Raw genomic sequence first — 24,208 nt, 5'->3', positions numbered from 1 at the left:
GGCCTGCGCGTCGGACGAGCCGGCGGGGGTGGTGCACACGATCAGCAACTGATCCGGTGAACGGGCGATCGACAGGGTCTGCTGGGTCACCGTGACCGCGCCGACGACCGGATGCCGTAGTTCGTAGCTCTCGGCGTCACAGGGCCGCACGCGATGGTCGCTCCAGAGCGCGACGAACTCGGGACTCTTCATCGTCAGTTCGCCGATCAGTTCCGCGAGCAGCGGGTCTTCGGGATGCCTGCCGACCGCGATCCGCAGGCTGCCGACCACCGCGCGGACCTTCCGCTTCCAGTCGGTGTACAGGTCCCGGCAGTGCGGGTCCAGGAACAGCATCCGGCTCATGTTCGGCCGTCGCGCCGGGTCGTCCGGGGCGTGGAAGTCCAGATGCCCGCCCAGCAGGGCGTGGCCGAGGGCGTTCCACGCCAGGACGTCCGAGCGGCGGCCGAGCACCAGGGCGGGAGCGTCGACGGTACCCAGGAGATCCCGTGTCTCGTCGTGGAGCGTTTCGGGCCGTGGACGGCGTGCCCGCGGGGTGCGGCGGGCGGCGGTGGCGAGCCTTTCGAGGTGTTCGCGTTCGTGGCCGTCGAGCCGGAGCGCGCGAGCGATGGCGTCGAGCACCTCGGCCGAGGCGCCGCGCGACATGCCCTGCTCCAGCCGCGCGTAGTAGGAGACGCTGACTCCCGCGAGCTGGGCCAGTTCCTCGCGCCGCAGCCCGGCCACCCGGCGGCGTGCCCCGAAATCGCGCAGGCCGACGTCTTCCGGGCGCAGCCGAGCCCGTCGCGCCTGCAGGAAGTCGCCGAGCGGGCCAGGTCCGTCCATGAACCCGAGTATCCGTGGCGTGGCCACACTCAGCCACACCCTCCCAGTGGGAGGAAAAGCGGGGCGTGGTCCGGGCGCGCACGGGCCGCCAGGCTCGGTGGCATGGACGAGATCATCATCGGAGACGTCACGGTCACCCGGGTCAAGGAGTTCTACGGTTCGCTCGGCATGACGCCGGCCGAGTTCATGCCGGACAGCCCAGGCGGCGCGTGGGACGAACACCGCGACTGGCTGGCGCCCGATTTCTGGAACCCCGAGACGAACGAGTGCCGTGCGGCGCTGCAGTCGTGGCTGATCCGCAGCGAAGGACGCACGATCCTCGTCGACACCGGGGTCGGCAACCACAAGGACCGGCCGTACGCGGCGGTGTGGAACCGCCTCGACACCGCCTACCTCGACAACCTCGCGGCCGCCGGTGTGCGGCCCGAGGATGTCGACGTCGTGGTCAACACCCATCTGCACATCGACCACGTCGGCTGGAACACGCGGCTCGACGGCCGCACCTGGGTGCCGACCTTCCCGAACGCCACGTATCTGATGCCGCGGCCCGATTTCGACTTCTGGAATCCGGCCGAAGCACACGATTCCGTGCTGGGCCGCGGAAACCAGAACGTCTTCGAGGACAGTGTCGCGCCGGTGCACGAGGCGGGGCTGACCCATCTGTGGGACGGCACGCACCGCGTCGACCGGAATCTGCGGCTGGATCTCGCGCCCGGCCACACCCCCGGCTCGTCCGTGCTCACCCTGGAATCGGGCGGGGAGCGGGCGTTGTTCGTGGGTGACCTCGTGCACACCGCGCTGCAGATCGTGGAGCCGGACACCAATTCGCCCTATTGCGAAGACCCGGCCGGCTCCCGGGCCACCCGGCACAAACTGCTCGGCCAGGCCACCGACGACAACGCTCTCGTCTTCCCGGCGCATTTCGGCGCTCAGGGCGCCGTGCGCGTCGAGCGCCGAGGATCGAAGTTCGCGATCGCGCGGTGGGCCGGGTTCTCCGCCCTCTCCTGAGGAGTTTTTCGTGTACGTGCAAGCAGAAACCCCATCCGGTGTCGTGCGCGGCCAACGCGACTCCTCCGGTGAGCTCTACCGCGCCATCCCGTACGCGGCGGCGCCGATCGGGCCCGGCCGCCTTCTCCCGCCGACGCCGCACCCGGGCTGGTCCGGTGTCCGCGACGGCACGCGGCCCGGGCCGACGGCACCTCAGCCGGTGCGCGACTTCGGCGGGCTCGACATGACCCCGTATTTCGGACCCGGCTGGGTGCGCGGTGACGAGTACCTCACCGTCGACGTCCGGACACCCGCCGCGGACGACGGCCGTCGTCCGGTCATGGTGTTCGTGCACGGCGGCGGTTTCGTCACCGGTTCGGCCCGCGCCGAACTGTACGACGGACGGGCGTTCGCGCGTGACGGCGTCGTCCTGGTGACGGTGAACTACCGCCTCGGCGTCCCCGGTTTCCTCGATCTGGAGGGTGCCCCACCCAACCGGGGGCTGCTCGACGTGCTCGCCGCGCTCGGCTGGGTGCGGGACACGGTCGCGGTGTTCGGGGGCGATCCGGACAACGTCACCGTCTTCGGGCAATCCGCGGGGGCGACGCTCACCGGCGCGCTGCTCGCGACGCCGGAGGCCAAAGGAACGTTCCGCCGGGCGATCGTCCAGAGCGGCAGCGGAACCGGCGCCTTCACACCGGAACAGGCCGCCAGGGTCACCGCGGCGGCCGCTTCCGCGCTGAGAACCGAGCCCACCGCGCGAGCGTTCGGCGAGATCCCGGACGAGCGGTTCGTGGAGATCCTGCCCGCGCTGGCCGGTCTCGATCTGCGGACCGAAACCGCCGAGGATCCGCTGGCCGGGCTGAGCCCGTTCAGCCTGGTGTCGCCGGTCCAGCCCGCCGACGGTCCTCTCGACGGCGACGTCGCGCTGCTCATCGGCACCAACACCGAGGAAGGAAACCTTTACGGCCGAACAGATCTCGGGCGGACACTGTTCGGCGCCGGTACCGAGCGGCTGGCAACGGCACACGCGCGGATCTCGGACGGCCACACCCACCGGTACTCGTTCGGCCATCGCTCGACGGCGTTGAACGGACGGCTCGGCGCCGCCCACACCGTCGAGTTGCCGTTCGTCTTCGACGTCGCCGGCGAGCCGTGGCTGCACGGGGAGACGGGCCTGCTCGGGCCCGATCCCGCCCCGGAAGGTCTCGCGGCCAGGATGCACGGCGCGTGGGTCGCCTTCGCGAGGACCGGCGACCCCGGCTGGTCCGGAGACACCGTCGAATTCTTCGGCTGACAGCGCCTGCCAGCCCGGTGCCAGCGTCGTGTGCGCCGCCTGCCAGCGGCCCGGGACACGGCGGCCGCCTCTACGCGCTCATCGAAGGAGGCCTGGCCCCGTACGAGCTGACCGACGAACTCGACACCGTCGGGCCCGCCGCCCTCGGTGCGACGGAACAGGGTTTCTCCGCCAACGCGCACAGCAAGTACGACCACGCGACCGGCGAGCTGCATTCGCTGGCCTTCCGGTACGGCGCGGATTTCGTGCAGCACATCGTGATCGGCCCCGACGGGCGCAACCGGAGCGTCACTGACATCAAGGCGCCGACGCTGCCGTACATGCACGACTTCGCGCTCACCGAGCACTACGTGGTGTTCTACGAGTCCCCGATGGTCTTCGAGGCCGAACGTCTGGCGACGGGCGTGCCGTTCCACTGGAACCGGGAACTGCCGTCACGGCTGGGGCTGCTGCCGAGAGCGGGCGGGACGGTGCGGTGGTTCGAGACCGCGCCCGTCATGGTCGGTCACACCCTGAACGCCTTCGAGGACAACGGAACCGTGGTGGTGGACGTGGTCGTGCATCCCCGGCCGATCGACTTCGCCGACGTCGGCGCCTCGAAACCCGTGCTCGAACGCTGGACGGCGGACCTCACGGCCGACCGGGCCACGCGCACACTGCTGCACGGCCGCCCGCAGGACTTCCCTCGCCTCAACGGCCGGTTCGGCGGAAAGCCTTACCGCTATGGCTATTCGGCGGCGGCCGAGCTGTACGCCACGCCGAGCGCCACCGAACCGGACCGCCCCGACGAAGGCTTCAGCAGCGCTCTCCTCAAACACGACATCCTGACCGGCGTCACCGAAGCCCACGAGTTCGGCCGTGACGCGAACGCGGGGGAGACCGTGTTCGTCCCGTCGGCCCGCGCGGCCGCGGAGGACGACGGCTACAACCTGGTCTACGTCCACGACCGCGACCGGGGTGCGGCGGATCTGGTGATCCTGGCGTCGCAGGACTTCACCGGCGAACCCCTGGCGAGGGTCCACCTGCCCGCCCGTGTCCCGCTGGGACTGCACGGCAGCTGGATTCCCGCCGCCTGACTCCGGTGTGATGGCTAATCTGGAGCGATGCTGACCGGTGCGCGCGAGGTCGAGGTGTTCGAAGGGGCCCGTGGCCGGCTGGAGGCGATCGCGTATCGCCTGCTGGGGTCGGCGAGCGACGCGGAGGACGCGGTGCAGGACACTTTCCTGCGCTGGCAGTCCGCCGATCGCAAGTACGTCGAGACGCCGGAGGCATGGCTGACGAAGGTGCTCACCAACCTCTGCCTCAACCGGCTCACCTCGGCGCGGGCCCGGCGGGAAACCTATGTGGGCCAATGGCTCCCCGAGCCGGTTTTCGCGGGGGACCGGATGCTCGGCCCGTCCGACACCGTCGAGCAGCGTGAATCGGTCTCCATCGCGATGCTCACGCTGATGGAGCGGCTCTCGGCCAAGGAGCGCGTCGTGTACGTGCTGCGCGAGGCGTTCGGGTACTCCCACGCCGAGATCGCCGAGGTCCTCGACGTCACCGAGTCGAACTGCCAGCAGATCTACCGGCGGGCCAAGCAGCATCTGGCCGCCGACCGGCGCCGGGTGGAGGTCGACACGGCCGCGGCCCGCAAGATCGTCGAGGAGTTCCTCGCCGCGGCGCTCAGCGGCCGGACCGACGCGCTGGTGCGGATGCTGGCCGACGACGCGATCAGCGTGGGCGACGGTGGCGGTGTGCTCTTCTCGCTGCCGCGGCCGATCACCGGCGCGGTCCGGGTGGCGAGGTTCCTGCGCGGCCTCTTCAAGCCGAGCGCGGCCAAGTGGTCGTTGATCGGCGGCAAGCCCGAGCTGTTCTCCACCGTCGCCAACGGCGTGCCCGCGCTGGTGCTGACGGTGGAGGGCAGGCTCGTCGGCGTCGTCTCCTTGGAGGTCACCACCGACGGCATCACAGCGGTCCACGCCCAGGTGAACCCCGCGAAACTCGACCGCGCGGCGAGCCAGTGGGGCACCTCCGAGCACGGGGAACCGCTCACCGTCGCTTGGTGACCCGGATCACAGTCCGCCGCTGTCAGGTTTCGTGTCGCCGTCCGGTTCAGGAAGCGAACACCGACCGGACAGGAGTGAGACCATGAAGCACCGAATCGTCGTTCTCGGAGCCGGATACGCCGGAGCCAACGCCGCCGGGCGCCTTGCCAAGCGGCTGCACCCCGCCGACACCGAGATCACCCTCGTCAACGCCGATCCCGAGTTCGTCGAGCGGGTCCGCATGCACCAGCTCGCGACCGGCCAGGACCTGAAACCCCGCCTGCTGACCGACGTCTTCGCGGGCACGGGCGTGCGGGTGCGGACGGCGCGGGTCACCACGGTCGACACCGAACGCAAGACCGTCGCCCTCGACGACGGCGAAATCGCCTACGACACGCTCGTCTACGCGCTCGGCAGCGCGGCCGCGGACCGCGGCGTTCCCGGCGTCGCGGAACACGCTCACCACATCGACGGCAAGGGTTCCGCGCTGCGGCTGCGTGACCGTCTCGCCGCCCTGGCGGCGGGCGGGACCGTGCTCGTCGTCGGCGGTGGACTGACCGGCATCGAAGCCGTCACGGAGATCGCGGAAGCGCGGCCGGATCTCGAAGTCTCCTTCGCGGTCCGCGGCGGCCTGGGCGCCTGGATGAGCGAGAAGGCCCAGCGTCATCTGCGCGGGACCTTCGAGAGGCTCGGCATCACCTTGTACGAGGACACCGACATCACACGTGTCGGGCCGGACGGGGCGATGACCGCGGCCGGCCGCGAGATTCCCGCCCAGGTGACCGTTTGGACGGCCGGTTTCGCCGTCCATCCCATCGCCGCCGCCACGACCCTGGACGTCTCCGCGACGGGACAGATCGTCGTGGACGACACGCTGCGGTCGGTCTCGCACGCGGACGTCTACGCCGTCGGCGACGCCGCGCTCGCGCCGGGCGTGAACGGCATGCCACTGCGCATGTCCTGCGCCTCGGGAGTTCCCACGGCTTACCGCGCGGCCGACGCCATCGTCGCCGTTCTGACCGGAGGCTCGCTCCCCGAGAACAAGATCGGGTACACCGGCCAGTGCGTCAGCCTCGGCCGCCGCGACGCCGTCGTGCAGTGGGTGACCCCGGACGACCGGCCCAAGGACTCGGCGCTCACCGGCAAGACGGCCGCACGCCTCAAGGAGATCATCTGCAAGGCCGCGGCCTGGAGCATCTCGCATCCGACGTCGATGCTTCCCGTGCGCCGCCGCCGGATCGTCCCGGCCCCAGCACCCGTCAGCGTGTGACACCCCGCCCCGCCGAACAAGGGAACGATCATGATCCTGATCACCGGAGCGAACGGCGTCGTAGGACGTCAGGTGATGAATGTGTTGCTGAACCGAGGAATCGGCGTCGCCGCGGTCACGCGCGGCGACGGGTCCGGGCTTCCCGGCGACGTGGAAGTCGTTGCCGGGGACCTGTTTCGCCCTGGCTGGATCGAGACGGCCCTGGAAGGTTTTGAAGCGGTCCAGATCAGCCCGCGTGCCACCGGTCCCGGCCTCGAAGAGCTGCTGAAGCTCGCGGCCGAGCGAGGTGTACGGCGTGTGGTGCTGCTGTCGGCCACCACCGTGGAGTACCCGGCCGGGGAAGCCCGTTTCGCCGCACAGTTCCAGTACGCCGAAGACCTCGTCACGCGTTCAGGTCTGGAGTGGACGGTGCTGCGCCTGGCGGATTTCGCCGCCAACGCGCTGGCTTGGGCACCGCAGATCAAGGCGGGCGACGTGGTGCGCGGCGCGTACGGCCGGGCCGCCACGTCCCCGATCCACGAAACCGACATCGCCGCAGTGGCCGCGCGAGCACTTCGCGGCGATCTCCCGGCGGAGTCGGTGTACACGCTGACCGGCCCGGGATCGGTGGACCAGCACGAGAAGGTGCGGCTCATCGGTGCGGCCATCGATCGGCCACTGTCCTTCCAGGAGCTTCCACCCGAGCAGGTACGGCAGGGCATGCTCGCGCAGGGACTCCCCGAGGAAGTCCCCGCCCGCCTGCTCGGCTCCCTGGCCGACTACAGCGAGCGTCCCGGACCGACGACCACCACGGTGGAAGCACTCCTCGGCCGTCCGGCGCTCACGTTCGACGGCTGGGCGCGCGACAACGCGGCGGCTTTTCAGGCCCAGCCGATCTTTTCGTAGAACGGCGTGATCCAGGCCCCGAACCGTTCCCCGTGGGCCTCCTGAGCAGCGGCCACGACGCCGTCCGGATCCTCGGCCGGCGTCAAGCCGCGCTCCCGGAGCCACTCGACGAACAGCTCGTGCGAGCCGCTGTGGTCGTCGTCTTCCTCGCGGTAGTAGTAGGCCGAATCGTGGTCGACCATGATCTCGGCGTCGAAACCCAGCAGCCGCAGGAGATCCGTGAACTCGCGGGCGACGACGTGCTCACCACCCTCGTCGCCGAAGACGACGACAGGCGACCGGGCGAGGTCCGTCTCGTCATCGGCTCGCCAGATCGCGTACGTCGAGCCGCTCCCGTTCGCCTGGGCGAAGGGGACCACCCGCGAGAGGAACTCGGGGTCGTCCAGCTCCTGGGGGAAGCGGCTTTTGTCGTCGTAGTCGTGCAGCTCGAAACCGTCGGCGAGGTAGTCGCGCGTCGAGTCGTAAAGGTCCTTCAGCTCGTTCAGGACCGGAATCGGTGAGTACACGCGGTCACCTTATGTCGCGACGGGCTTCGGCGGCGTCGAGTGCGGGCGCGAGTGGTGCGAGTGCGGTGCGGAGCAGGTCGGGCAGTGAGCCGGACGGTACGACGAGCCCGCCGGCCGTGAGAGACGCGGCGCTCGGCTGGAGCCATCGCTGGAGCGCGATGCGCACCGCGGCGGTCACGCTCGCCGCGAGCACAAGGGCGATGTGCGGCGGAATGTCGCCCTGGCGTTGGGCGATCGCGTCGGCGAGGGGGAGTTCGAGCGCGCTGGTGGTGTCGGCGAAGGCGTCGCGCAGTGCTGGACGGGTGGTGATCAGCAGCAGCGCGTCGCGATGGTGTTCGCCCGGGTCGGTGTACTGCTCGACGATCGCTTCGATCACGGCGTCGGCGAGGCCGACTTCGGCGGGCCGGGCCACCACCGCCGCCGCGATCCGCGCTTCCCGATCGGCGGTGACGGCGGCGACGATGGCGTGCTCGCGGCTGGAGAAGTAGTTGTTGTAGGTCCGGGGCGAGACTCCGGCGGCTTCGGCGATGTCGTCGACGCGCACGTTCTCGGGACCACGCTCCAGGGCCAGCCGCAGCGCCGCCTCGCGCAAGGTCTTTCGGGTGGCCTGCTTCTTCTGATCGCGCAATCCGGTCCGCCGTGTCGTCACCGGCCGAGTATCCCAGCATACTTGCGCGAACGCAAACTTGCGCGCGCGCAAGTTTCTGCCTAGCCTCGGGCACCACAGCCCGACACGAGAGGACCGAACCCATGCGTGCCAAAGGCATCGCCTACGACACCGGCTTTGTCCGGGGCGGCGAGAACTCCCGCGAGAACTTCGATCTCGACCTGGTGAAACGGGAGCTGGCCATCATCCGTGACGACCTGCACTGCAACGCCGTGCATCTCGTCGGCGGCGATCCGGAACGGCTGGAACAGGCCGCTCACCTCGCCGCCGAGCTCGGGCTGGAGGTCTGGTTCTCGCCCTACCCGCTGGAGCTGACGGCCCAGGAGATGCTGGCGTTGTTCACCGACAGCGCGCGGCGGGCGGAGCGGGTCCGGCGGACTGGAGCCGAAGTCGTGTTCGTCACCGGCGTCGAGCTGAGCCTCATGGACCACGGATTCCTGCCCGGTGACGACATCGCCGAGCGGCTCGAACGACTGTTCAGCATGCCGGAGAGCCTGGGTGAGCGAGTCGCCGAGGCGAGTGCGCGCCTCAACGACTTCCTCGAGGAGGTCGTGGCAACGGTCCGTGAGCGCTTTCACGGGAAGATCACTTACGCCTGCATCCCGTTCGAGCGGGTCGACTGGACCCTCTTCGACATCATGTCGGTCGAACTCATCCGGTCCGCGGAGGTGGCCGACCGGTTCCAGGAAGGGGTGCGCGCCCTTGTGGCGCAAGGAAAACCGCTCGCGATCACCGGCTTCGGCACGGCCACCTGGCGCGGCGCGGGCGACCTGGCGCCGCGCAGTATGGAGATCGTCGAGCACGACGAGATCGGCCGCCCGGTCCGGCTGAACGGGGAGTACGACCGCGACGAGGCCGGGCAGGCCAAGTACCTGCGCGAGCTGCTGGAGATCTTCGACGCCGAAGGTGTCGACGGCGCCTTCGTCTACCTTTTCGCGCTCTCCAACTACCCGCACCGTCCCGACGACCCTCGCCGTGACCTGGATCTGGCCAGTCTCGGCATCGTCAAAGTCCTCGAAGACCGCGACGGCGAAACCTATCCGGGCATGCCGTGGGAACCCAAGGCCGCGTTCGCGGCCCTCGCCGACTACTACCGCGGCTGAACACGGCGGCCCCGCTCCCTGGGGGAACGGGGCCGCCGGTCACGCGGTTATCTGACGTACACCGAGTAGCCGATGCCACCCGACTTGGTGCCGTCGGCCGTGTTGCCCCGCACGTGGACCGAGTAGATACCTCGGTCCGGTGGGGTCCACGTCATCGTCCCCGCACCCGAACCGTCCGCCGGTACGGTGATCTCCTCGGTCACGGCACCCCGGTCGTTCCGGACGGAGTAGGTGTACGAGACGATGCCCGGCATACCCGGCGTGAAGGTGAACGTCCCCGGCACACCGGCACCGCCCGACCATGTGCTTTCCGGGTATTCCTTCGACGACACGTACGGCGCGCTCAATATGTTGAAGTAGTACGTTTTCTCCTGCGAGGAGACGTTGTCGGCGGTCACCGTACGCACCCGCAGGTTGTGGCCGGCCGAGCCGGCCGGTGGCAGCGGGGGAGTCCACGCCAGCACGGCGCGCCCGTTCTCGGCGGCCGTCCGCTGGAACGGACCCCAGTTGAACGAGTATTCGAACGCCACCGCGCCCGGCTGGCGGGCTTCGAACGTGAAGCTGCCGGGGAACACCCGCCCGTTCGCCTGGAACTCCTTCGAGGTCACCGTCGGATCGTTCGTCACCGTCCACGTGATGTTGCCCGTCGAGGACCACACGCCCGCCGTGTTCCTCGCGCGCACCAGCATCTCGTAGTCGCCGATCCTCGGCGGGGTGTAGCTCACCGTCGCGGTGTTCCCGCTGACCGGCACGGTCCACCTGGTCGCCGGGTCCGCCGCCGGCCAGTACTCGAACTCCACGGCGTTCGGCATCGGGGTGGTGAACGTGAACGTGACGGCTCTGCCCTCCGTCCCGATGTCGCCCACGTAGCCGATCGTGGGTCGCCAGGTGTTGAGCCACAACCGTTTCTCCGTCACCGGGGACAGCTCGCCGGACGCGTCGCGGGCCTGGACCCGCAGCAGGTTCTGGTCGGCCGAGGCGAATTCGACCGGCAGCGCGGCGGTTCCGTCGGCGTTCGCCTTGACCGTCCACTTCGTACTCTCGGCACTCGCGAACCAGTAGTCGTACTCGACGACGTGCGGCATTCTCGGTTTCGCCGTGTACGTGACCGACGTGCCCAGGTCGACGTTTTCGGGCCCGCTCACCACCGGTGACGCGTCGACGAGGAATCGGTACTCCCGTTCCGGCGACTTCACGCCCGACGTGTCGGTGCTGCGCACGAACAGCACGTGATCACCACCGGTGGCCGGCGTGATCGTCACCTCGGCGACGCCGTCCTGGCCCGCCGTGACCGTGGCGGACGCGCCGTCGTCCAGCCGGTAGCCGTACGCCACGACGTTCGGCATCCCCGGCGCGAACCGGAACACGCCCGGCACGCCGATGCCGCCGTCCGGGCCGCCCTGCGGCGGGTAGCGGTCGGACGTGACCGTCGGCCGCGTCTCCTTGACGATGAACGAGTAGTAGGTGCTGAGCGAGAGGTTGCCAGCCCGGTCCCACGCCCGCACGACCACCGACTGCCAGCCGTTGGCCGTCGGCGTGAAGCTGACCGTGCCCGTGCCATCGGGGCCCGCGGCGATCTCCCGAGTCCCCGCGCCGAAGTTGTAGTCGTACCGCACGACGTCGGTGGAACCGTTGGGGGAGAAGGTGAACTCGCCCGCCACACCGACCCCGCCGCCCTCGGCGCCTGCCGGGTACGTCGCGGAGACGACGGCAGGCGCGTTCGGATCCGTGCGGTCGACGGTGAACCGGCACGGGGCAGTCGTGGACGACTTCGCCCCCCAGCTGTCCTGTGCGTACACCTCCCACGCGTAGGTACCGTCGGCGAGGCCCGAGGTGTCCGGGTACGCCGCGGCGGGATTGCCCGACCCGGTACCCGTGTGCCGTTGCGCCGGGTCCGCCACCGGCCACCACGTGAACCGCCCGTACGTGGGGTCGCCGTCCGGGTCGGATATCTGTGCGCTCAGCTTCGCCTGGTCGCTCACCAGCGCGCCGGCGCCGTCCTTGGCACAGGGTTCGTCATTGGTGCGCAGGTCGGTCGGCGTCGCGGGCGGAGCGTTGTCGACCACCCGCAGCGTCGCCGGGGCCTTGATCATCCGATAGAACGCCGGGTCCGCCTCGTGGGCTTCGGCGACGCGGAAGCCCAGTGTGAGGTGACGGACCTTGTGTTCGATCGCGTCCCGCACCGCGGTGGTGACGTCGAACGTGGCGTCGTTGTCGATGCAGGTGCCATCGGCACCCCTGGACGCCACCCGTGTCCGCTCCGCCGGGCGGCTCTGCCAGGTCGATTGCTTGGTGTAGGCGGAGGTCCGCCACACCTCGGTGGCGCGGCCGTCACAGCCGACGTAGTGCGTCTCGCCTGCCGACAGCAGCACCGTCGTGAACGGCACACCCCGCAACGAGCGCAGGTCGAAATTCACGTAGGAGCGTTGAAGGTGCGGTGTGCTGTCCCCGGTGCCGATCGGCAGGTTGCCGGATGGCTTGAAGTAGGCGGTGGTCGGTGTCGCCGAGTCGACGTAACCCCAGGACGTCGCGGACAGCGTCACCTCTGAACGCTGTTGATCAGTGGTCGCCGCTGCCGCCATCCCGCCATCGGTGACGGTGAGCGCGATGGCGAGCGCGACAGCGGACAACGTCAGTGATCTTCGTAAGGTCATGCTGGCCCTCCCCTTGTGGCATGCACGACGTACACGCCTCAAGGGGAGGGTTGGTTGCCCCTCGTCCTAAGCCGTCGGGCGGCCGGCCCCGGCGTAGTCGTCGCCCTGCTTCCGGTAGGTGTGCACCTGTACCGCCTGCCCGGTCTGCGGGGCGTCGATCATCTGCTGGTTCCCGATGTACAGCCCGACGTGGTGGATCTTCGTGTTCGGTTCGCCGTAGAAGATCAGGTCGCCCAGCTGGGGATCGGTCACCTTGTCCACGCTGTGGTACTGCGTGTGGGCGGTGCGCATGAGCTTGACGCCGGCGCTGGCGTACGCGGCCGTCGTCAGGCCGGAGCAGTCGAAACCGGGGTCGCTGCCACCGGTGCCGTTGCCACCCCAGACGTAGGGCAGCCCGATCTTGTCGATGGCGAAGTTGACCGCGCTCAAGGCCGCCGCGTTCGGCGGCTGCGGGCTCTGGCCGACCGTGCCGTAGACGTTCACCGTCGCGAGCGTGCGGTGCATCAGCAGCGGCGCGGGCTGCAGCGTGCTGACGGCGTTCCACCACGTCTGACCCTGGCCGAGGTCGCGGCCGCCCGCGCACAGGGCACGCCCGGCGGTGAGCGTGGCGTCGTCGATGTTCTGCGGGTTCGGTTTGCCGCCCGTCGCCGACGCCTGGAACCGGTCCCACACCGACGGCGTCAGCTGCAGCGGGCCGCTCGCGTTCGCGGACGAGACGACCTTGTTGTAGAAGTCGCGGACCTCGATCGCGCCGAGCGGCTTGGTCAGCACGCCGTCGGCGTTCAGCCCCGAACCGGTGGCGCGGCCGTGATCGGAGGCGATCTTCCCGAGCGCGGCCAGCGTCACCCAGGAAAGACGGCACCTCGGCGTTTCCTTGCTCAGCGCGACGGTGGTCTTCGCGTAGCCGGTCATCGCGCGCAGCGGGATGTCGAGCCAGCCGCTGGTCTTCGACACCCAGGCGTCGAACTCCTGCCCCATCTGCTGGGGGACCTTCGGCTGTTCCTTCGGCATTTCCGCCGGGGCGGACGACGGCGACGGCGGCGCGGGCGGGGCCGAGGACTGGACGGCGGCGGCCTCCGTCTTCGGCTCTTCCTTCGGCGCGAAGGTGATGGCGGCGACCAGGGCGGCGCCCGCGACGACGACGGCGGCGATGATCACCGGGAGTCTGCGGCGGCGGGAGGTTTCCTGTTCCATCACCGGCCCCCGGTGATCCGGCCGAGGACGAACTCGCGGAAGGCGTCGACGTCGGTGGTCAGCGCGACGTCGATGGTGCGGCCCGGCACGGCCTGCGGATCGGTGCTTCGCAGCCTTCGCCGGTCTACCAGTGTCGCGCCGCGCGCGGGGCCGAAGCCGCACTCGACGTCCACGGGGTACGACTCGAGGTCGAGGACGCCCGGCCGGATCGCTTCGGCCACCGCGACCGCGTCGTGCATGACCATCCCCGGCATGCCGAGGATCGGGGTGTAGTGCTTCACGTACGTCGGGGTCAGCGCTTCGAGTGCCGCGCCGAGCGGGCCGGACGCGGCGAGTTTGCCCAGCCAGTCCGTGTCGACCGAGCATTGGTGCGTGATGTCCAGCGGGACCAGCACCGTCGGGATGTCCTCGTCGACCAGCACCCGGCGCGCGGCCTCGGGGTCGCTCCAGATGTTGAACTCGGCCGCCGTGGTGGAGTTCCCCTTGGTCACCCCGCCGCCCATGACGACGATCCGGCCGATCTTCTCGCGGATGCCCGGATGGGCCGCCAGCAGCAGCGCGATATTCGTCAGCGGGCCGATCGGGGCGATGGTCACCGGCTCGTCGGCGGCTTCCAGCAGATCCACCAGCAGCCGGACGGCGCCGCGTTCGTCGAGCGGGCGCTTCGCCTCCGGCAGCGTCCCGGCGTGGCCGGAAAGGCCGTCCTGGCCGTGGACGTACCCGGCGGGCTTGGCGTTGTCGTACACCAGCGGCCGCGCGGCGCCGGCGGCGACCGGGACGTCGTCGCGGCCGAAGAGCTGCAGCAGGCGGCGGGCGTTGGCGGTGGTGTGGCTCAGCGGGACGTTGCCGAACACCGTGGTCACGCCGAGGAGGTCGACGTCCTCGGATTGCGTGGCCAGCGCCAGCGCGAAGGCGTCGTCGACCCCCGGGTCGGTGTCGATGATCAGCTTGGTGCCCATGCGCGTGCTCCCCTTTGCGGTCGGCGGCCTGAACACAGGTTACGGTCACCGGTATGACGTCCATGTGGGGTGCGCCCGCGCTGTCGCGGCTCCGCGCCTGGGGCCAGGCCCGTCGTGATCCGCGTCAGGCGAAGTTCCTGACCAAGGATTCGCTGCGCTGGGTGCTGCGAAACCGCGCGTACACGCCTTGGTACCTGGTCCGCTACTGGCGGCTGCTGAAGTTCCGGATCGCGAACCCGCACATCATCCTGCGGGGGATGGTGTTCCTCGGCAAGGACGTCGAGATCCACTGCCGCCCCGGCTACGGGCGGCTGGAGATCGGCCGCTGGGTGCACATCGGCGACGGCAACGCGATCCGCTGCCACGAGGGTTCGCTGCGCATCGGCGACAAGGCGGTGTTCGGGCGGCAGAACGTCCTCAACGGCTACCTCGACATCGAGCTCGGCGCGGCCACGCTCGTCGCGGACTGGGTGTACATCTGCGACTTCGACCACGTCACCACCGACATCACCGTCCCGATCAAGGACCAGGGCATCGTGAAGTCGCCGGTGCGGATCGGGCCGGACACCTGGATCGGCACCAAGGTCTCCGTGCTCAAGGGCACCCGGGTCGGCCGCGGCTGCGTCCTCGGCGCGCACGCCGTGGTGCGAGGCGAGATCCCGGACTACTCGATCGCCGTCGGTTCGCCGGCGCGCGTGGTGCGGAACCGGCAGGACGACTACGCCGCCGACGCCGCCCGCCGCGAAGCCGTCGCCGACATGGCGCGCAAGGCGAACAAGGCGCTGCAGAAGACCCTGGGCGTCGACTCGTAACTCGCGTGCTCAGAGGCGTAACTCGCGTGCTCCGAGGCGGATCTCGCGTGCTCAGAGGCGTGACACGTGAGTTACGCCTCCAAGCACGCGAGTGCGGTGTCCAAGCACGCGAGTGCGGGCTTTGGTCACGCGAGTTACGCGAAACTAGCCGCGCAGTTGCTCCCGGACCTCCATGAGCGCGAAGCCCAGGAGGTTCTGCCCGCGCCAGTAGTCGGGGCGCGTGGCGTTCTTGTCCTCGCGGGCGAGGCCGCTGCCCCAGACCAGGTCCATCCTGGAGGCCTCGACGATCACCTTGTCGCCCGTGGCCAGCAGGAACTCACGCTCTTCGGCGTGCTGGCGGAACTTCTCGAGGTTGCCGTCGATGACGATGTCGAAGCGGTGCCGCTCCCAGACCTCGGCGTCGAAACCGGTGACCTCGCGGCCGAGGATCTTGGCGGTTTTGGGGTCCGGCGCCCGACGGATGTTCGCCGCGGCCTCGTGATCGCCGAACAGTTCCGCCTTGCTCGCCATCATGAAGTGCTCGGCCGTCGGGTAGCGCTCGCCGTTCACCACGAACGGTGCCAGCCACCACTGGCTCAGGCAGGCCGCGTTGACCCGGCCGCTCTTGAGCGGGGTGTGGCCGTAGAAGAGCTGGTACTCGGGCTCCGCGCCGCTGTGGACCAGCTCGCGCAACGCATCGAGACTCCGGACTCCGTCGACCTTGCTCACCATGGCGACCAGTGGACCACAGGCCACCGACACCTTTCGCAGTGGCCCACCACGGAAGTTCAGACCAGGAAGTGGAACAGCGGGCTGCCCGGCTCCACCCGCTCGACCTGCAGCGGGCTCACCTCCAGCCGGTGCAGCAGGCCTTCCAGGTCGCCGGGCCGCGCGAGTTCGACGCCGATCAGCGCCGGGCCGGTCTCGCGGCTGTTGCGTTTCACGTACTCGAACCGCGTGATGTCGTCGTCCGGCCCGAGGACCTCGTCGAGGAACCGCCGCAGCGCGCCGGGCTCCTGCGGGAAACCCACCAGGAAGTAGTGCTTCAGCCCTTCGTGGATCAGCGACCGTTCGAGCACTTCGCCGTAGCGGCTGACGTCGTTGTTGCCGCCGGAGACGACGCACACCACGATCTGCCCGGGATCGATCTTCACCGTCGTGCCCAGCGCGGCGGTCGCGAGCGCGCCCGCGGGCTCGGCGATCACGCCGTCGGACTGGTACATCGCGAGCATTTCCGTGCAGATCGCGCCCTCGGCGACGTCGGTGAGCTCGACCCCGCCGTCACGGACCAGCGGGTACGTCACCGCTCCGGCCTGCGCGACCGCCGCGCCGTCCACGAAGGTGTCGACGCTTTCGAGCCGCACCGGCTCACCGGCCGCCAGCGCGGCCGCCATGCAGGTCGCGCCCGCCGGTTCGACGCCGACGATCCGCATCTCCGGCGCCCGTTCCGCGGCCCACGCGGCGATCCCCGCGAGCAGCCCGCCCCCGCCGACCGGCACCACCATCACGTCCGGGATGAACCCGAGCTGCGCGACGACCTCCATCGCGACCGTGCCCTGACCGGCCACCGTCTCCGGCGCGTCGAAGGCGGGGACCAGCGTCGCGCCGGTGCTCTCCGCGTCCTGCTTCGCGGTGGTGAAGGCGTCTTCGTAGGTCTCTCCGACGACTATGACTTCGATATGTGAGCCGCCCAGTGTCGCGATCCGCTCGCGCTTCTGCCGGGGAGTCGTGCCGGGAACGTAGACGCGGCCGTTCGCGCCGAGCCGGCGGCACGCGTACGCGACGCCTTGCGCGTGATTGCCCGCGCTCGCGCAGACGACGCCGCGCTCCCGGTGCTCCGCGTCGAGCTGGACGATGAAGTTGTACGCGCCGCGGATCTTGTACGAGCGCACGGTCTGCAGGTCTTCGCGTTTGAGCCAGACCCGGGCGTCGACCCGCGCCGAGAGCCGCTCGTTCGGTTCGAGCGGCGTGCGGGTCACCACCCCGGCCAATCGCTTGGCGGCCTCTTCGACCGTTCGGGCGCTCACCGTTTCGATCCCTTGCACGAATGCTGAATGTACTGACCGGCCCCGGCCACGACGGAGAGACGTCCGCTTTCCGCCTGGGCCGGTGCAACCGAACCGGGCACGGCGACCGTCTCCCGGTCATGACGGCGTTCACCCGGTCCCTCGCGCTCGGCCTGGTCATACTGCTCGCGGCCTGCGGAGCGGAACCCACCCGTGAGGAACTTCCGGCGCCGCTGCCCGTCACCCAGCAGGTGACGCCCGGCACGGCAGCGGCGGTCAAGGCGGCCGGCGGTTTCGGGCTTGACCTGCTCACCGCGCCGGCGCTGGCGGGCGGGGCGAACCTGGTGCTGTCCCCGGCGAGCGTGTCCACCGCGCTGCAAATGGTCGGCGCGGGCGCGAAGGGCGACACCGCCATGCAGATCCGGAAGGTGCTGCGACTTCCCGGAGACGGATCTCCCGTTCCGCCGGTCGCCGGTCACGAGGACCTGAAGGTGTCGAACACCGCCTGGATCCAGCGAGGGCTCGGGATCAAGCCCGGATACCGGGACGTTTTGCGCGACCGGTTCGGTGCGGCGACGAGCGAGGAGGACTTCGCCGCCGACCCCGGCGGCGCCCGCGACCGGATCAACCGGACGGTGGCGGACCAGACCGAGGGGAGGATCCCTGACCTCTTCCCGGAGACGGCGATCACCGACGAAACCAGGCTCGTCCTCGCCAACGCCCTGTACCTGAAAGTGCCCTGGGCGCGGGAGTTCCCCCGCGACCGGACGGCGGACGCGCCGTTCACCCGGGCCGACGGGTCGACGGTGACCGTCCCGATGATGCGTACCGCGCCGGAGGTTCAGTTGGGCTACGCCGAAGGGCCGGGCTACCAGGCGGTCACACTGCCTTACCGCGGCGGGCGGCTGGCCTTCACCGTGATCGTGCCCGCGGCGATCGACGCCTTGCGCGGCAAGGGAATCGCCGCGCTGCTCGGCGAGATCCGGCCGGCCACCGTGGACCTGGCCATGCCCAGGTTCACCGTCAGGTCCGCGCTGGACCTGACGGCGCCGCTCAAGGAGGCGGGCATGCCCTCGGCGTTCGAACCCGGCGCCGACTTCAGCGGCATCACCGACGAAGCCCGGCTGCGGATCGCTTCCGTGCAGCACAAGACCTTCGTCCAGGTCGACGAGGAGGGCACCGAGGCCGCGGCGGCCACGGGCGTCGATGCCCGCGCCGTGTCCGCGGAGGTGCCGCGCACCGTGACCGTCGACCGCCCGTTCCTCTTCGTCATCACCGACACGGCCACCGGGGCGCCGTTGTTCCTCGGCAGGATCGGCGACCCGGCGGCGTGACCGGCCGAAGGCTAGCGGAAAGCGGCCAAATGCGTGCGTGCCCAGGTCGCGAACGGCCGCGGCTCCCGTCCCGTGAGGTCCTCGACGGCACCCGTGACCGCGGAGTCGTCGAACTCGCCCCCCGCGAAGAAACGGAAGAAGGCGTCGACGTACTTCTCCGGCATCTCCGCGCTCATCGTCACGCGGGCCTCGGCGTCCGAAAGCGGTTCCAGCCGTAGCTCCCGTCCGAGCAGTTCACTCAGGACACGGAGCCGGTCGGCGGGCCGGAGCGAACCCGGCCCGGTGATGGCGTACGCGAGCCCCTCGTGTCCCGGCGTGGTCAGTGACTCCGCGGCGACGGCGGCGATGTCGTACGGGTCGATCGTCGCCACCGGGACGTTCGCGAACGGCTCGCGGACGACGTCCCCGGCGCGAAGCTGCGGGACCCACTGCAGCGAGTTCGACATGAACCCGCTCGGCCGCAGAAACGTCCACGCCAGCTTCGAAGCGCGCACCGCCGCCTCGGCCGCCATGTGCATTCCCGCGACGGCGTTGTCCGCGTGCCCGCCGACGACCGAACGGGACGACAGCAGCGTGACGTGCTCGACGCCCGCGTCCCGCATCACCGCCAGCGCGCCGGGCATGTCCTCGTAGCCGCCGAGCAGGAAGACCGCCCGGACACCGGCCAACGCCGGTTTCAGGCTCGCCGGCTCGTCGAGATCTCCCGTCACTCCTTCGACGCCGTCCGGCAACGGCCGCGGCGTGCGGACCAGCGCTCTGACGGGATGCCCGCCACGCGCCAGGATTCCGGTCAGTTCCGAGCCGACGTTGCCGCCTGCCCCGGTCACCAAGATCATTATTTTCTCCCCAGTGCGGTGGCCGCCGTCACAGGCCGCGGCCGTCGTCGGTCACCCTGCCAGGGAGATCAGGGCGGCTCAAGGCGACTTGGGCACCGCCGGGTACGGGACGAAGGTGCTCGTGTTCTCGTCGACGGTCAGCTGTTTGCCGATCGTCGGGAACGCGCGCTGCGAGCAGGCCGGGCGTTCGCAGACTTTGCACCCCATGCCGATCGGGGTGGCCGCGGCCCGGTCGTCGAGGTCGAGCCCGGTCGAGTAGATCAGCCGTTTCGCGTGCCGCAGTTCGCAGCCGAGGCCGACGGTGAACGTCTTGCCGGGGCTGCCGTAGCCGCCGATGTTGCGGGACACCGTCCGCGCGACCCAGAAGTAGCTCTTCCCGTCGGGAAGGGTCGCGATCTGGGTGAGGATCTTGCCGGGCTGGGCGAACGCCTCGTAGATGTTCCACAGAGGACACGCGCCGCCGACGCGGGAGAAGTGGAAACCCGCGGCGGACTGGCGTTTCGACATGTTCCCCGCCCGGTCGACCCGCACGAACGAGAACGGCACGCCGCGGTTCTTCGGACGCTGCAACGTCGAGAGCCGGTGGCAGACGGTCTCGAAGCCGACGCCGAAGTGGTCGCACAGCCGCTCGATGTCGTAGCGGAAGCGTTCCGCGCTCGCCAGGAACGGTCCATAGGGGAGGATCAGCGCGCCCGCGAAGTAGTTCGCGAGCCCGACGCGGGCCAGCGAACGCGCGGCCGGCCCGGAGAACGCCCACGAGTCGGCGAGCTCGGTGATCAGGTCGTCGTATTCCAGCAACGCGATCTGCGAGGCCATCCGGAACGCCTGCTGCCCGACGCGCAGGCTAGGCGCCAGCCGCAGCACTCGCGGCCCCGGTTCGTACCGGTGCTGTTCGCCGTTGGTCTCGTCGATGCCCTCGTTCGTGACGTCGACGCCGTAGCGCTGGATCAGGGTCTCCTTCAGCGCCGCGAGCACCTGGCCACGCTGCAGAGGGATGTCGTGTGCCATCCGTTCGGCGCGTTCGTCCAGCTCGGCGACGTAGTTCTCCCGTTCGTAGAAGAAGTCGCGGACCTCTTCGTGCGGCAGGGCGGTCGCGGCGCTGCCGTGCAGGCCGAGGCCGTTTTCCATGGTCAGCGCGGCGGTGTTCTCCACGGCGTTGCGGTAGCTGCGGTGCAGTTTGACCAGGGCCTGGGCGATCGTCGGCAGGTTCGTGGCGAGGTCGTTGAGCTCGCTGTTCGTGACGTCCACGCCGAGGACCTCGTCGAGCAGCGCCTCTTTCACATCGGCCACCAGCCGGGCGGTGTCGTTGTTCGCGAAGAACTCGGTGTCCACACCGAACGCCTGCGTGATGCGAAGGAGCACCGGGACGGTCAGCGGACGCGAGTTGTGCTCGATCTGATTGAGGTAACTGGGTGAGATCTCCAGCACACGAGCGAGATCCGCCTGGCTCATCGACCGGCTTTCGCGCAGATGCCGCAGCTTCGCTCCGGCGAAGGTTTTGTCCACTGAGGCCTCTCTGTCCGCAAGGTTTCCGGGCCTGAACGATTCAGTGAACGGTCAAGCCCGTGGATTTTGCCCCGGCTTGCGAATCTGCGATTCGCAACCTTTGCAAGATGCTACGGAAGCTTCGCAGAAATTGGCAAATTGGAGGCCTGGATCGGATTTCCCCAGTCATGTCAGGGTCGGATCAGGAAAGGCGATCACTCGCAAACTTCGCAACACCGGGAGAATCCGATGACTCAGCACGCGCAGCAGCTGGAGCAGGCGGCCGCCGAACTGGCCAAGCAGTGGGAGACCGACCCCCGCTGGGCGGGCGTGAAGCGTTCGTACTCCGCGGCTGACGTGGTCAAGCTGCGCGGCAGCGTGGTCGAGGAGCACACGCTCGCTCGCCGCGGCGCCGAGAAGCTGTGGGACCTCCTGCACAACGAGGACTACGTCCACTCGCTGGGCGCACTGACCGGTAACCAGGCGGTGCAGCAGGTCCGCGCCGGCCTGAAGGCCATCTACCTGTCGGGCTGGCAGGTCGCCGCCGACGCCAACCTCTCCGGCCAGACCTACCCGGACCAGAGCCTCTACCCGGCCAACTCGGTGCCCGCCGTCGTCCGTCGCATCAACAACGCGCTGGGCCGCGCCGACCAGATCAACTGGGCCGAGGGCAACACCGACATCGACTGGTACGCCCCGATCGTCGCCGACGCCGAGGCCGGCTTCGGTGGCCCGCTCAACGCCTTCGAGCTGATGAAGGGCATGATCGCCGCCGGTGCCGCGGGTGTGCACTGGGAGGACCAGCTCGCGTCCGAGAAGAAGTGTGGTCACCTCGGCGGCAAGGTGCTGATCCCGACCAAGCAGCACGAGCGCACGCTGAACGCCGCCCGCCTCGCCGCGGACGTGCTGAACGTGCCGTCGCTGATCGTCGCCCGCACCGACGCACAGGCCGCCACGCTGATCACCAGCGACGTCGACGAGCGTGACCGCAAGTACGTCACCGGCGAGCGCACCGCCGAGGGCTTCTACAACGTCACCAACGGCATCGACCCCTGCATCGACCGCGGTCTCGCCTACGCCGAGTACGCCGACCTGCTGTGGATGGAGACCTCCAAGCCGGACCTCGAGGTCGCCCGTCAGTTCGCCGAGGCGATCAAGGCCAAGTACCCGGACCAGATGCTGGCCTACAACTGCTCGCCGTCGTTCAACTGGAAGAAGCACCTGGACGACGCGACGATCGCGAAGTTCCAGCGCGAGCTCGGCCACATGGGCTACAAGTTCCAGTTCATCACCCTGGCGGGCTTCCACGCCCTGAACTACTCGATGTTCGACCTGGCGCACGGTTACGCCCGCGAGGGCATGACCGCCTACGTCGACCTGCAGGAGCGTGAGTTCGCTTCGGAGGACCGCGGTTACACCGCCACGAAGCACCAGCGCGAGGTCGGCACCGGCTGGTTCGACAACGTCGCGACCGCGCTGAACCCGGAGAGCTCGACCACCGCGCTCGCCGGTTCCACCGAGGCCGAGCAGTTCTGATCCCTCGCAAGTAGGTGCCAGGTGGCGGTCTCTCGACTCCCAGGGGAGACCGCCACCTCCCATCCCCTTCAATCTCTCGCGAAGCCCCAGCGGAGGCACACCATGGTTGAGAAGCTGAACTACCGGATCGACGTCTGCGGACCCGCCGGTGACCGGTTCGACGAGATCCTCACCCCGGCCGCACTGGACTTCGTGGCCAAACTGGACAACGCGTTCGCCGGCCGCCGCCGCGAGCTGCTCGACGCCCGCCGTCTGCGCCGCGAGAAGCTCCAGTCCGGTGAGGAGCCGCTGGGCTTCCTGCCCGAGACGCGTGCCATCCGCGACGACAGCAGCTGGTCGGTCGCCCCGGCCGCGCCCGGTCTCGAAGACCGCCGCGTCGAGATCACCGGCCCGACCGACCGCAAGATGACGGTCAACGCGCTGAACTCCGGCGCGAAGGTCTGGCTCGCCGACTTCGAGGACGCGACCTCGCCGACCTGGCACAACGTCATCGACGGCCAGCTCAACCTGTTCGACGCGATCCGCCGCAACATCGACTTCACCACCGAGGCGGGCAAGCGCTACACGATCGGCGAAGAGCCCGCGACGATCGTCGCCCGCCCCCGCGGCTGGCACCTGGTGGAGAAGCACATCCGCATCGACGGCCGCCCGGTCTCGGCGAGCCTGGTCGACTTCGGCCTCTACTTCTTCCACAACGCGCGCCAGCTGCTGGCCCGCGGCAGCGGCCCGTACTTCTACCTGCCGAAGCTCGAGAACCACCTCGAAGCGCGGCTGTGGAACGACGTCTTCCTGCTGGCGCAACGGGAACTCGGCATCCCGCGCGGTTCCGTCCGGGCCACCGTGCTGATCGAGACGATCACCGCCGCGTTCGAGATGGAGGAGATCCTCTACGAACTGCGCGAGCACGTCTCCGGGCTGAACGCCGGCCGCTGGGACTACATCTTCAGCGTCATCAAGAACTTCTCCTCGCACGGCGCGGACTTCGTGCTGCCTGACCGCGCGCAGGTGACGATGACCGTCCCGTTCATGCGGGCCTACACCGAACTGCTGGTGCGCACCTGCCACAAGCGCGGGGCGCACGCCATCGGCGGCATGGCCGCGTTCATCCCGAGCAAGGACCCGGAGATCAACGCGACCGCGCTCGAGAAGGTCCGTCAGGACAAGGAACGCGAGGCGAACGACGGTTTCGACGGCTCGTGGGTCGCGCATCCCGGTCTCGTCCCGGTCTGCCGCGAGGTGTTCGACGAGGTGCTCGGCGGCTGGCCCAACCAGCTCGGCAAGCTCCGTGAGGACGTCGTCGTCACCGCCGAGGACCTGCTCGACGTCGCCAGCGCGGGCGGCGAGGTCACCGAAGCCGGTGTCCGCGCCAACATCAACGTCGCGCTGCGCTACATCGACGCGTGGCTGCGCGGTACGGGCGCGGCGGCGATCCACAACCTGATGGAGGACGCCGCCACCGCCGAGATCGCCCGCTGCCAGGTGTGGCAGTGGATCCGCAACGGCACGAAGCTCGAAGACGGCACCGCGCTCACCCGCGAGCTGGCCGTGTCCTATTTGGACGAAGAGCTGGCGTCGGTGCGGGCCGAGCTGGGCGAGGGCAACCGGCTCGGCGACGCCTACGAGATCTTCACCGAGACCGCGCTGGGCGAGAAGCTGCCGAGCTTCCTCACCACCGGCGCGTACGCGCGATACCTGACCGCGCGGTGACGCAGGCTCCGGCCGCCTCTACCTGACGCGGGGCGGCCGGGTTCCACACCGGTTTGGGACGGTGTGGCCCAACGGGTCCGGTGGCGGCGGCTCCCCGCCACCGGACCCGCTTCACGCGCGCGCCCCTCCGGTAGCGCTGTCGGGC

At 69.6% G+C, this 24,208-nt stretch carries 20 protein-coding genes and 1 pseudogene; 11 read left to right on the top strand and 10 right to left on the bottom strand.

Going from position 1 to position 24,208, the window contains the following annotated elements; translation table 11 throughout:
- Nucleotides 1-819, bottom strand: a pseudogene (locus tag AC0685_RS29535) (helix-turn-helix domain-containing protein); the annotation flags it as partial.
- A 102-nt stretch (nt 820-921) separates the two neighbouring features.
- On the opposite strand from AC0685_RS29535, the gene AC0685_RS29530 reads away from it, so the two are divergent.
- From AC0685_RS29530 to AC0685_RS29505, 6 genes are all read left to right on the top strand, one after another.
- Nucleotides 922-1,827 carry an MBL fold metallo-hydrolase gene (locus AC0685_RS29530; protein ID WP_478228499.1) on the top strand — a complete coding sequence of 302 codons (906 nt, stop codon included), beginning with the start codon at nt 922-924 and terminating at the stop codon, nt 1,825-1,827.
- A gap of 10 nt (nt 1,828-1,837) precedes the next feature.
- On the top strand, nt 1,838-3,103 hold the full coding sequence (locus tag AC0685_RS29525; protein ID WP_478228498.1) for a carboxylesterase/lipase family protein: 1,266 nt from the start codon (nt 1,838-1,840) through the stop codon (nt 3,101-3,103).
- 17 nt (nt 3,104-3,120) lie between these two features.
- Nucleotides 3,121-4,179 carry a carotenoid oxygenase family protein gene (locus AC0685_RS29520; RefSeq protein ID WP_478228497.1) on the top strand — a complete coding sequence of 353 codons (1,059 nt, stop codon included), beginning with the start codon at nt 3,121-3,123 and terminating at the stop codon, nt 4,177-4,179.
- Between the two features lie 27 nt (nt 4,180-4,206).
- Nucleotides 4,207-5,151 (top strand): RNA polymerase sigma-70 factor, encoded by a 945-nt coding sequence (locus tag AC0685_RS29515; RefSeq protein WP_478228496.1) that lies wholly within the window; start codon nt 4,207-4,209, stop codon nt 5,149-5,151.
- Between the two features lie 82 nt (nt 5,152-5,233).
- On the top strand, nt 5,234-6,400 hold the full coding sequence (locus AC0685_RS29510; RefSeq protein WP_478228495.1) for an NAD(P)/FAD-dependent oxidoreductase: 1,167 nt from the start codon (nt 5,234-5,236) through the stop codon (nt 6,398-6,400).
- Nucleotides 6,401-6,430: 30 nt separating this feature from the next.
- Nucleotides 6,431-7,285 (top strand): NAD(P)H-binding protein, encoded by an 855-nt coding sequence (locus tag AC0685_RS29505; RefSeq protein ID WP_478228494.1) that lies wholly within the window; start codon nt 6,431-6,433, stop codon nt 7,283-7,285.
- On the opposite strand, the gene AC0685_RS29500 is transcribed toward AC0685_RS29505, so the two are convergent.
- Nucleotides 7,261-7,791 (bottom strand): hypothetical protein, encoded by a 531-nt coding sequence (locus AC0685_RS29500; protein WP_478228493.1) that lies wholly within the window; start codon nt 7,789-7,791, stop codon nt 7,261-7,263. The genes AC0685_RS29505 and AC0685_RS29500 overlap by 25 nt on opposite strands.
- Nucleotides 7,792-7,795: 4 nt before the next feature.
- Nucleotides 7,796-8,440, bottom strand: coding sequence for a TetR/AcrR family transcriptional regulator (locus tag AC0685_RS29495; RefSeq protein ID WP_478228492.1), 645 nt, complete (start codon nt 8,438-8,440; stop codon nt 7,796-7,798).
- A gap of 101 nt (nt 8,441-8,541) precedes the next feature.
- Between AC0685_RS29495 and AC0685_RS29490 the strand changes: the two genes are divergently transcribed.
- On the top strand, nt 8,542-9,561 hold the full coding sequence (locus AC0685_RS29490) for a hypothetical protein (protein ID WP_478228491.1): 1,020 nt from the start codon (nt 8,542-8,544) through the stop codon (nt 9,559-9,561).
- 47 nt (nt 9,562-9,608) lie between these two features.
- On the opposite strand, the gene AC0685_RS29485 is transcribed toward AC0685_RS29490, so the two are convergent.
- From AC0685_RS29485 to AC0685_RS29475, 3 genes are all read right to left on the bottom strand, one after another.
- Nucleotides 9,609-12,215 carry a hypothetical protein gene (locus AC0685_RS29485; RefSeq protein WP_478228490.1) on the bottom strand — a complete coding sequence of 869 codons (2,607 nt, stop codon included), beginning with the start codon at nt 12,213-12,215 and terminating at the stop codon, nt 9,609-9,611.
- Between the two features lie 66 nt (nt 12,216-12,281).
- A complete protein-coding gene (locus AC0685_RS29480; protein ID WP_478228489.1) occupies nt 12,282-13,409 on the bottom strand; it encodes a C40 family peptidase in 1,128 nt (375 codons plus the stop codon).
- Nucleotides 13,409-14,368 (bottom strand): nucleoside hydrolase, encoded by a 960-nt coding sequence (locus AC0685_RS29475; RefSeq protein ID WP_478228488.1) that lies wholly within the window; start codon nt 14,366-14,368, stop codon nt 13,409-13,411. Before AC0685_RS29475 ends, AC0685_RS29480 begins: the two co-directional genes overlap by 1 nt.
- Before the next feature lie 53 nt (nt 14,369-14,421).
- Here AC0685_RS29475 and AC0685_RS29470 point away from each other — a divergent pair, with 53 nt between their 5' ends.
- A complete protein-coding gene (locus AC0685_RS29470) occupies nt 14,422-15,180 on the top strand; it encodes an acyltransferase (protein ID WP_007031648.1) in 759 nt (252 codons plus the stop codon).
- Between the two features lie 144 nt (nt 15,181-15,324).
- Here the strand turns inward: AC0685_RS29470 and AC0685_RS29465 are convergent, their stop codons facing one another.
- Together AC0685_RS29465 and ilvA are read right to left on the bottom strand one after the other, a co-directional pair.
- Entirely contained in the window at nt 15,325-15,891 is a 567-nt protein-coding gene (locus tag AC0685_RS29465; RefSeq protein WP_478228487.1) for an NADAR family protein, read from the bottom strand.
- Nucleotides 15,892-15,947: 56 nt separating this feature from the next.
- Complete coding sequence (gene ilvA, locus AC0685_RS29460) at nt 15,948-17,204, bottom strand: threonine ammonia-lyase IlvA (RefSeq protein WP_478228486.1); 1,257 nt, start codon at nt 17,202-17,204, stop codon at nt 15,948-15,950.
- A gap of 2 nt (nt 17,205-17,206) precedes the next feature.
- On the opposite strand from ilvA, the gene AC0685_RS29455 reads away from it, so the two are divergent.
- Nucleotides 17,207-18,499 carry a serpin family protein gene (locus AC0685_RS29455; protein ID WP_478228485.1) on the top strand — a complete coding sequence of 431 codons (1,293 nt, stop codon included), beginning with the start codon at nt 17,207-17,209 and terminating at the stop codon, nt 18,497-18,499.
- 11 nt (nt 18,500-18,510) lie between these two features.
- Here AC0685_RS29455 and AC0685_RS29450 read toward each other — a convergent pair whose 3' ends face one another.
- Both AC0685_RS29450 and AC0685_RS29445 read right to left on the bottom strand, forming a co-directional pair.
- The gene (locus tag AC0685_RS29450; protein WP_478228484.1) at nt 18,511-19,335 is read right to left on the bottom strand and encodes an NAD(P)H-binding protein; all 825 of its coding nucleotides are present in this window, start codon (nt 19,333-19,335) and stop codon (nt 18,511-18,513) included.
- A 78-nt stretch (nt 19,336-19,413) separates the two neighbouring features.
- Nucleotides 19,414-20,841, bottom strand: a complete 1,428-nt coding sequence (locus AC0685_RS29445; RefSeq protein ID WP_340683536.1) for a short-chain fatty acyl-CoA regulator family protein — start codon at nt 20,839-20,841, stop codon at nt 19,414-19,416.
- 228 nt (nt 20,842-21,069) lie between these two features.
- Here AC0685_RS29445 and aceA point away from each other — a divergent pair, with 228 nt between their 5' ends.
- Nucleotides 21,070-22,356: an isocitrate lyase gene (gene aceA / locus AC0685_RS29440; protein ID WP_072030536.1), complete on the top strand. Its 1,287-nt coding sequence runs from the start codon at nt 21,070-21,072 to the stop codon at nt 22,354-22,356.
- Nucleotides 22,357-22,458: 102 nt separating this feature from the next.
- Nucleotides 22,459-24,063 (top strand): malate synthase A, encoded by a 1,605-nt coding sequence (aceB, locus tag AC0685_RS29435; RefSeq protein ID WP_478228483.1) that lies wholly within the window; start codon nt 22,459-22,461, stop codon nt 24,061-24,063.
- Nucleotides 24,064-24,208 lie beyond the last annotated feature (145 nt).

Source organism: Amycolatopsis sp. NPDC043889, assembly GCF_056435645.1.
The sequence above is the reverse complement of the archived record's forward strand: the minus strand, read 5'-3'. Positions and strand labels throughout refer to the sequence as shown.

Coding starts and splice junctions, on each gene's coding strand:
- AC0685_RS29530 (WP_478228499.1), top strand. CDS start 922: ATGGACGAGATCATCATCGGAGACGTCACGGTCACCCGGGTCAAGGAG.
- AC0685_RS29515 (WP_478228496.1), top strand. CDS start 4,207: ATGCTGACCGGTGCGCGCGAGGTCGAGGTGTTCGAAGGGGCCCGTGGC.
- AC0685_RS29510 (WP_478228495.1), top strand. CDS start 5,234: ATGAAGCACCGAATCGTCGTTCTCGGAGCCGGATACGCCGGAGCCAAC.
- AC0685_RS29505 (WP_478228494.1), top strand. CDS start 6,431: ATGATCCTGATCACCGGAGCGAACGGCGTCGTAGGACGTCAGGTGATG.
- AC0685_RS29490 (WP_478228491.1), top strand. CDS start 8,542: ATGCGTGCCAAAGGCATCGCCTACGACACCGGCTTTGTCCGGGGCGGC.
- AC0685_RS29485 (WP_478228490.1), bottom strand. CDS start 12,215: ATGACCTTACGAAGATCACTGACGTTGTCCGCTGTCGCGCTCGCCATC.
- AC0685_RS29480 (WP_478228489.1), bottom strand. CDS start 13,409: ATGGAACAGGAAACCTCCCGCCGCCGCAGACTCCCGGTGATCATCGCC.
- AC0685_RS29475 (WP_478228488.1), bottom strand. CDS start 14,368: ATGGGCACCAAGCTGATCATCGACACCGACCCGGGGGTCGACGACGCC.
- AC0685_RS29470 (WP_007031648.1), top strand. CDS start 14,422: ATGACGTCCATGTGGGGTGCGCCCGCGCTGTCGCGGCTCCGCGCCTGG.
- AC0685_RS29465 (WP_478228487.1), bottom strand. CDS start 15,891: ATGGTGAGCAAGGTCGACGGAGTCCGGAGTCTCGATGCGTTGCGCGAG.
- AC0685_RS29455 (WP_478228485.1), top strand. CDS start 17,207: ATGCTGAATGTACTGACCGGCCCCGGCCACGACGGAGAGACGTCCGCT.
- AC0685_RS29450 (WP_478228484.1), bottom strand. CDS start 19,335: ATGATCTTGGTGACCGGGGCAGGCGGCAACGTCGGCTCGGAACTGACC.
- aceA (WP_072030536.1), top strand. CDS start 21,070: ATGACTCAGCACGCGCAGCAGCTGGAGCAGGCGGCCGCCGAACTGGCC.
- aceB (WP_478228483.1), top strand. CDS start 22,459: ATGGTTGAGAAGCTGAACTACCGGATCGACGTCTGCGGACCCGCCGGT.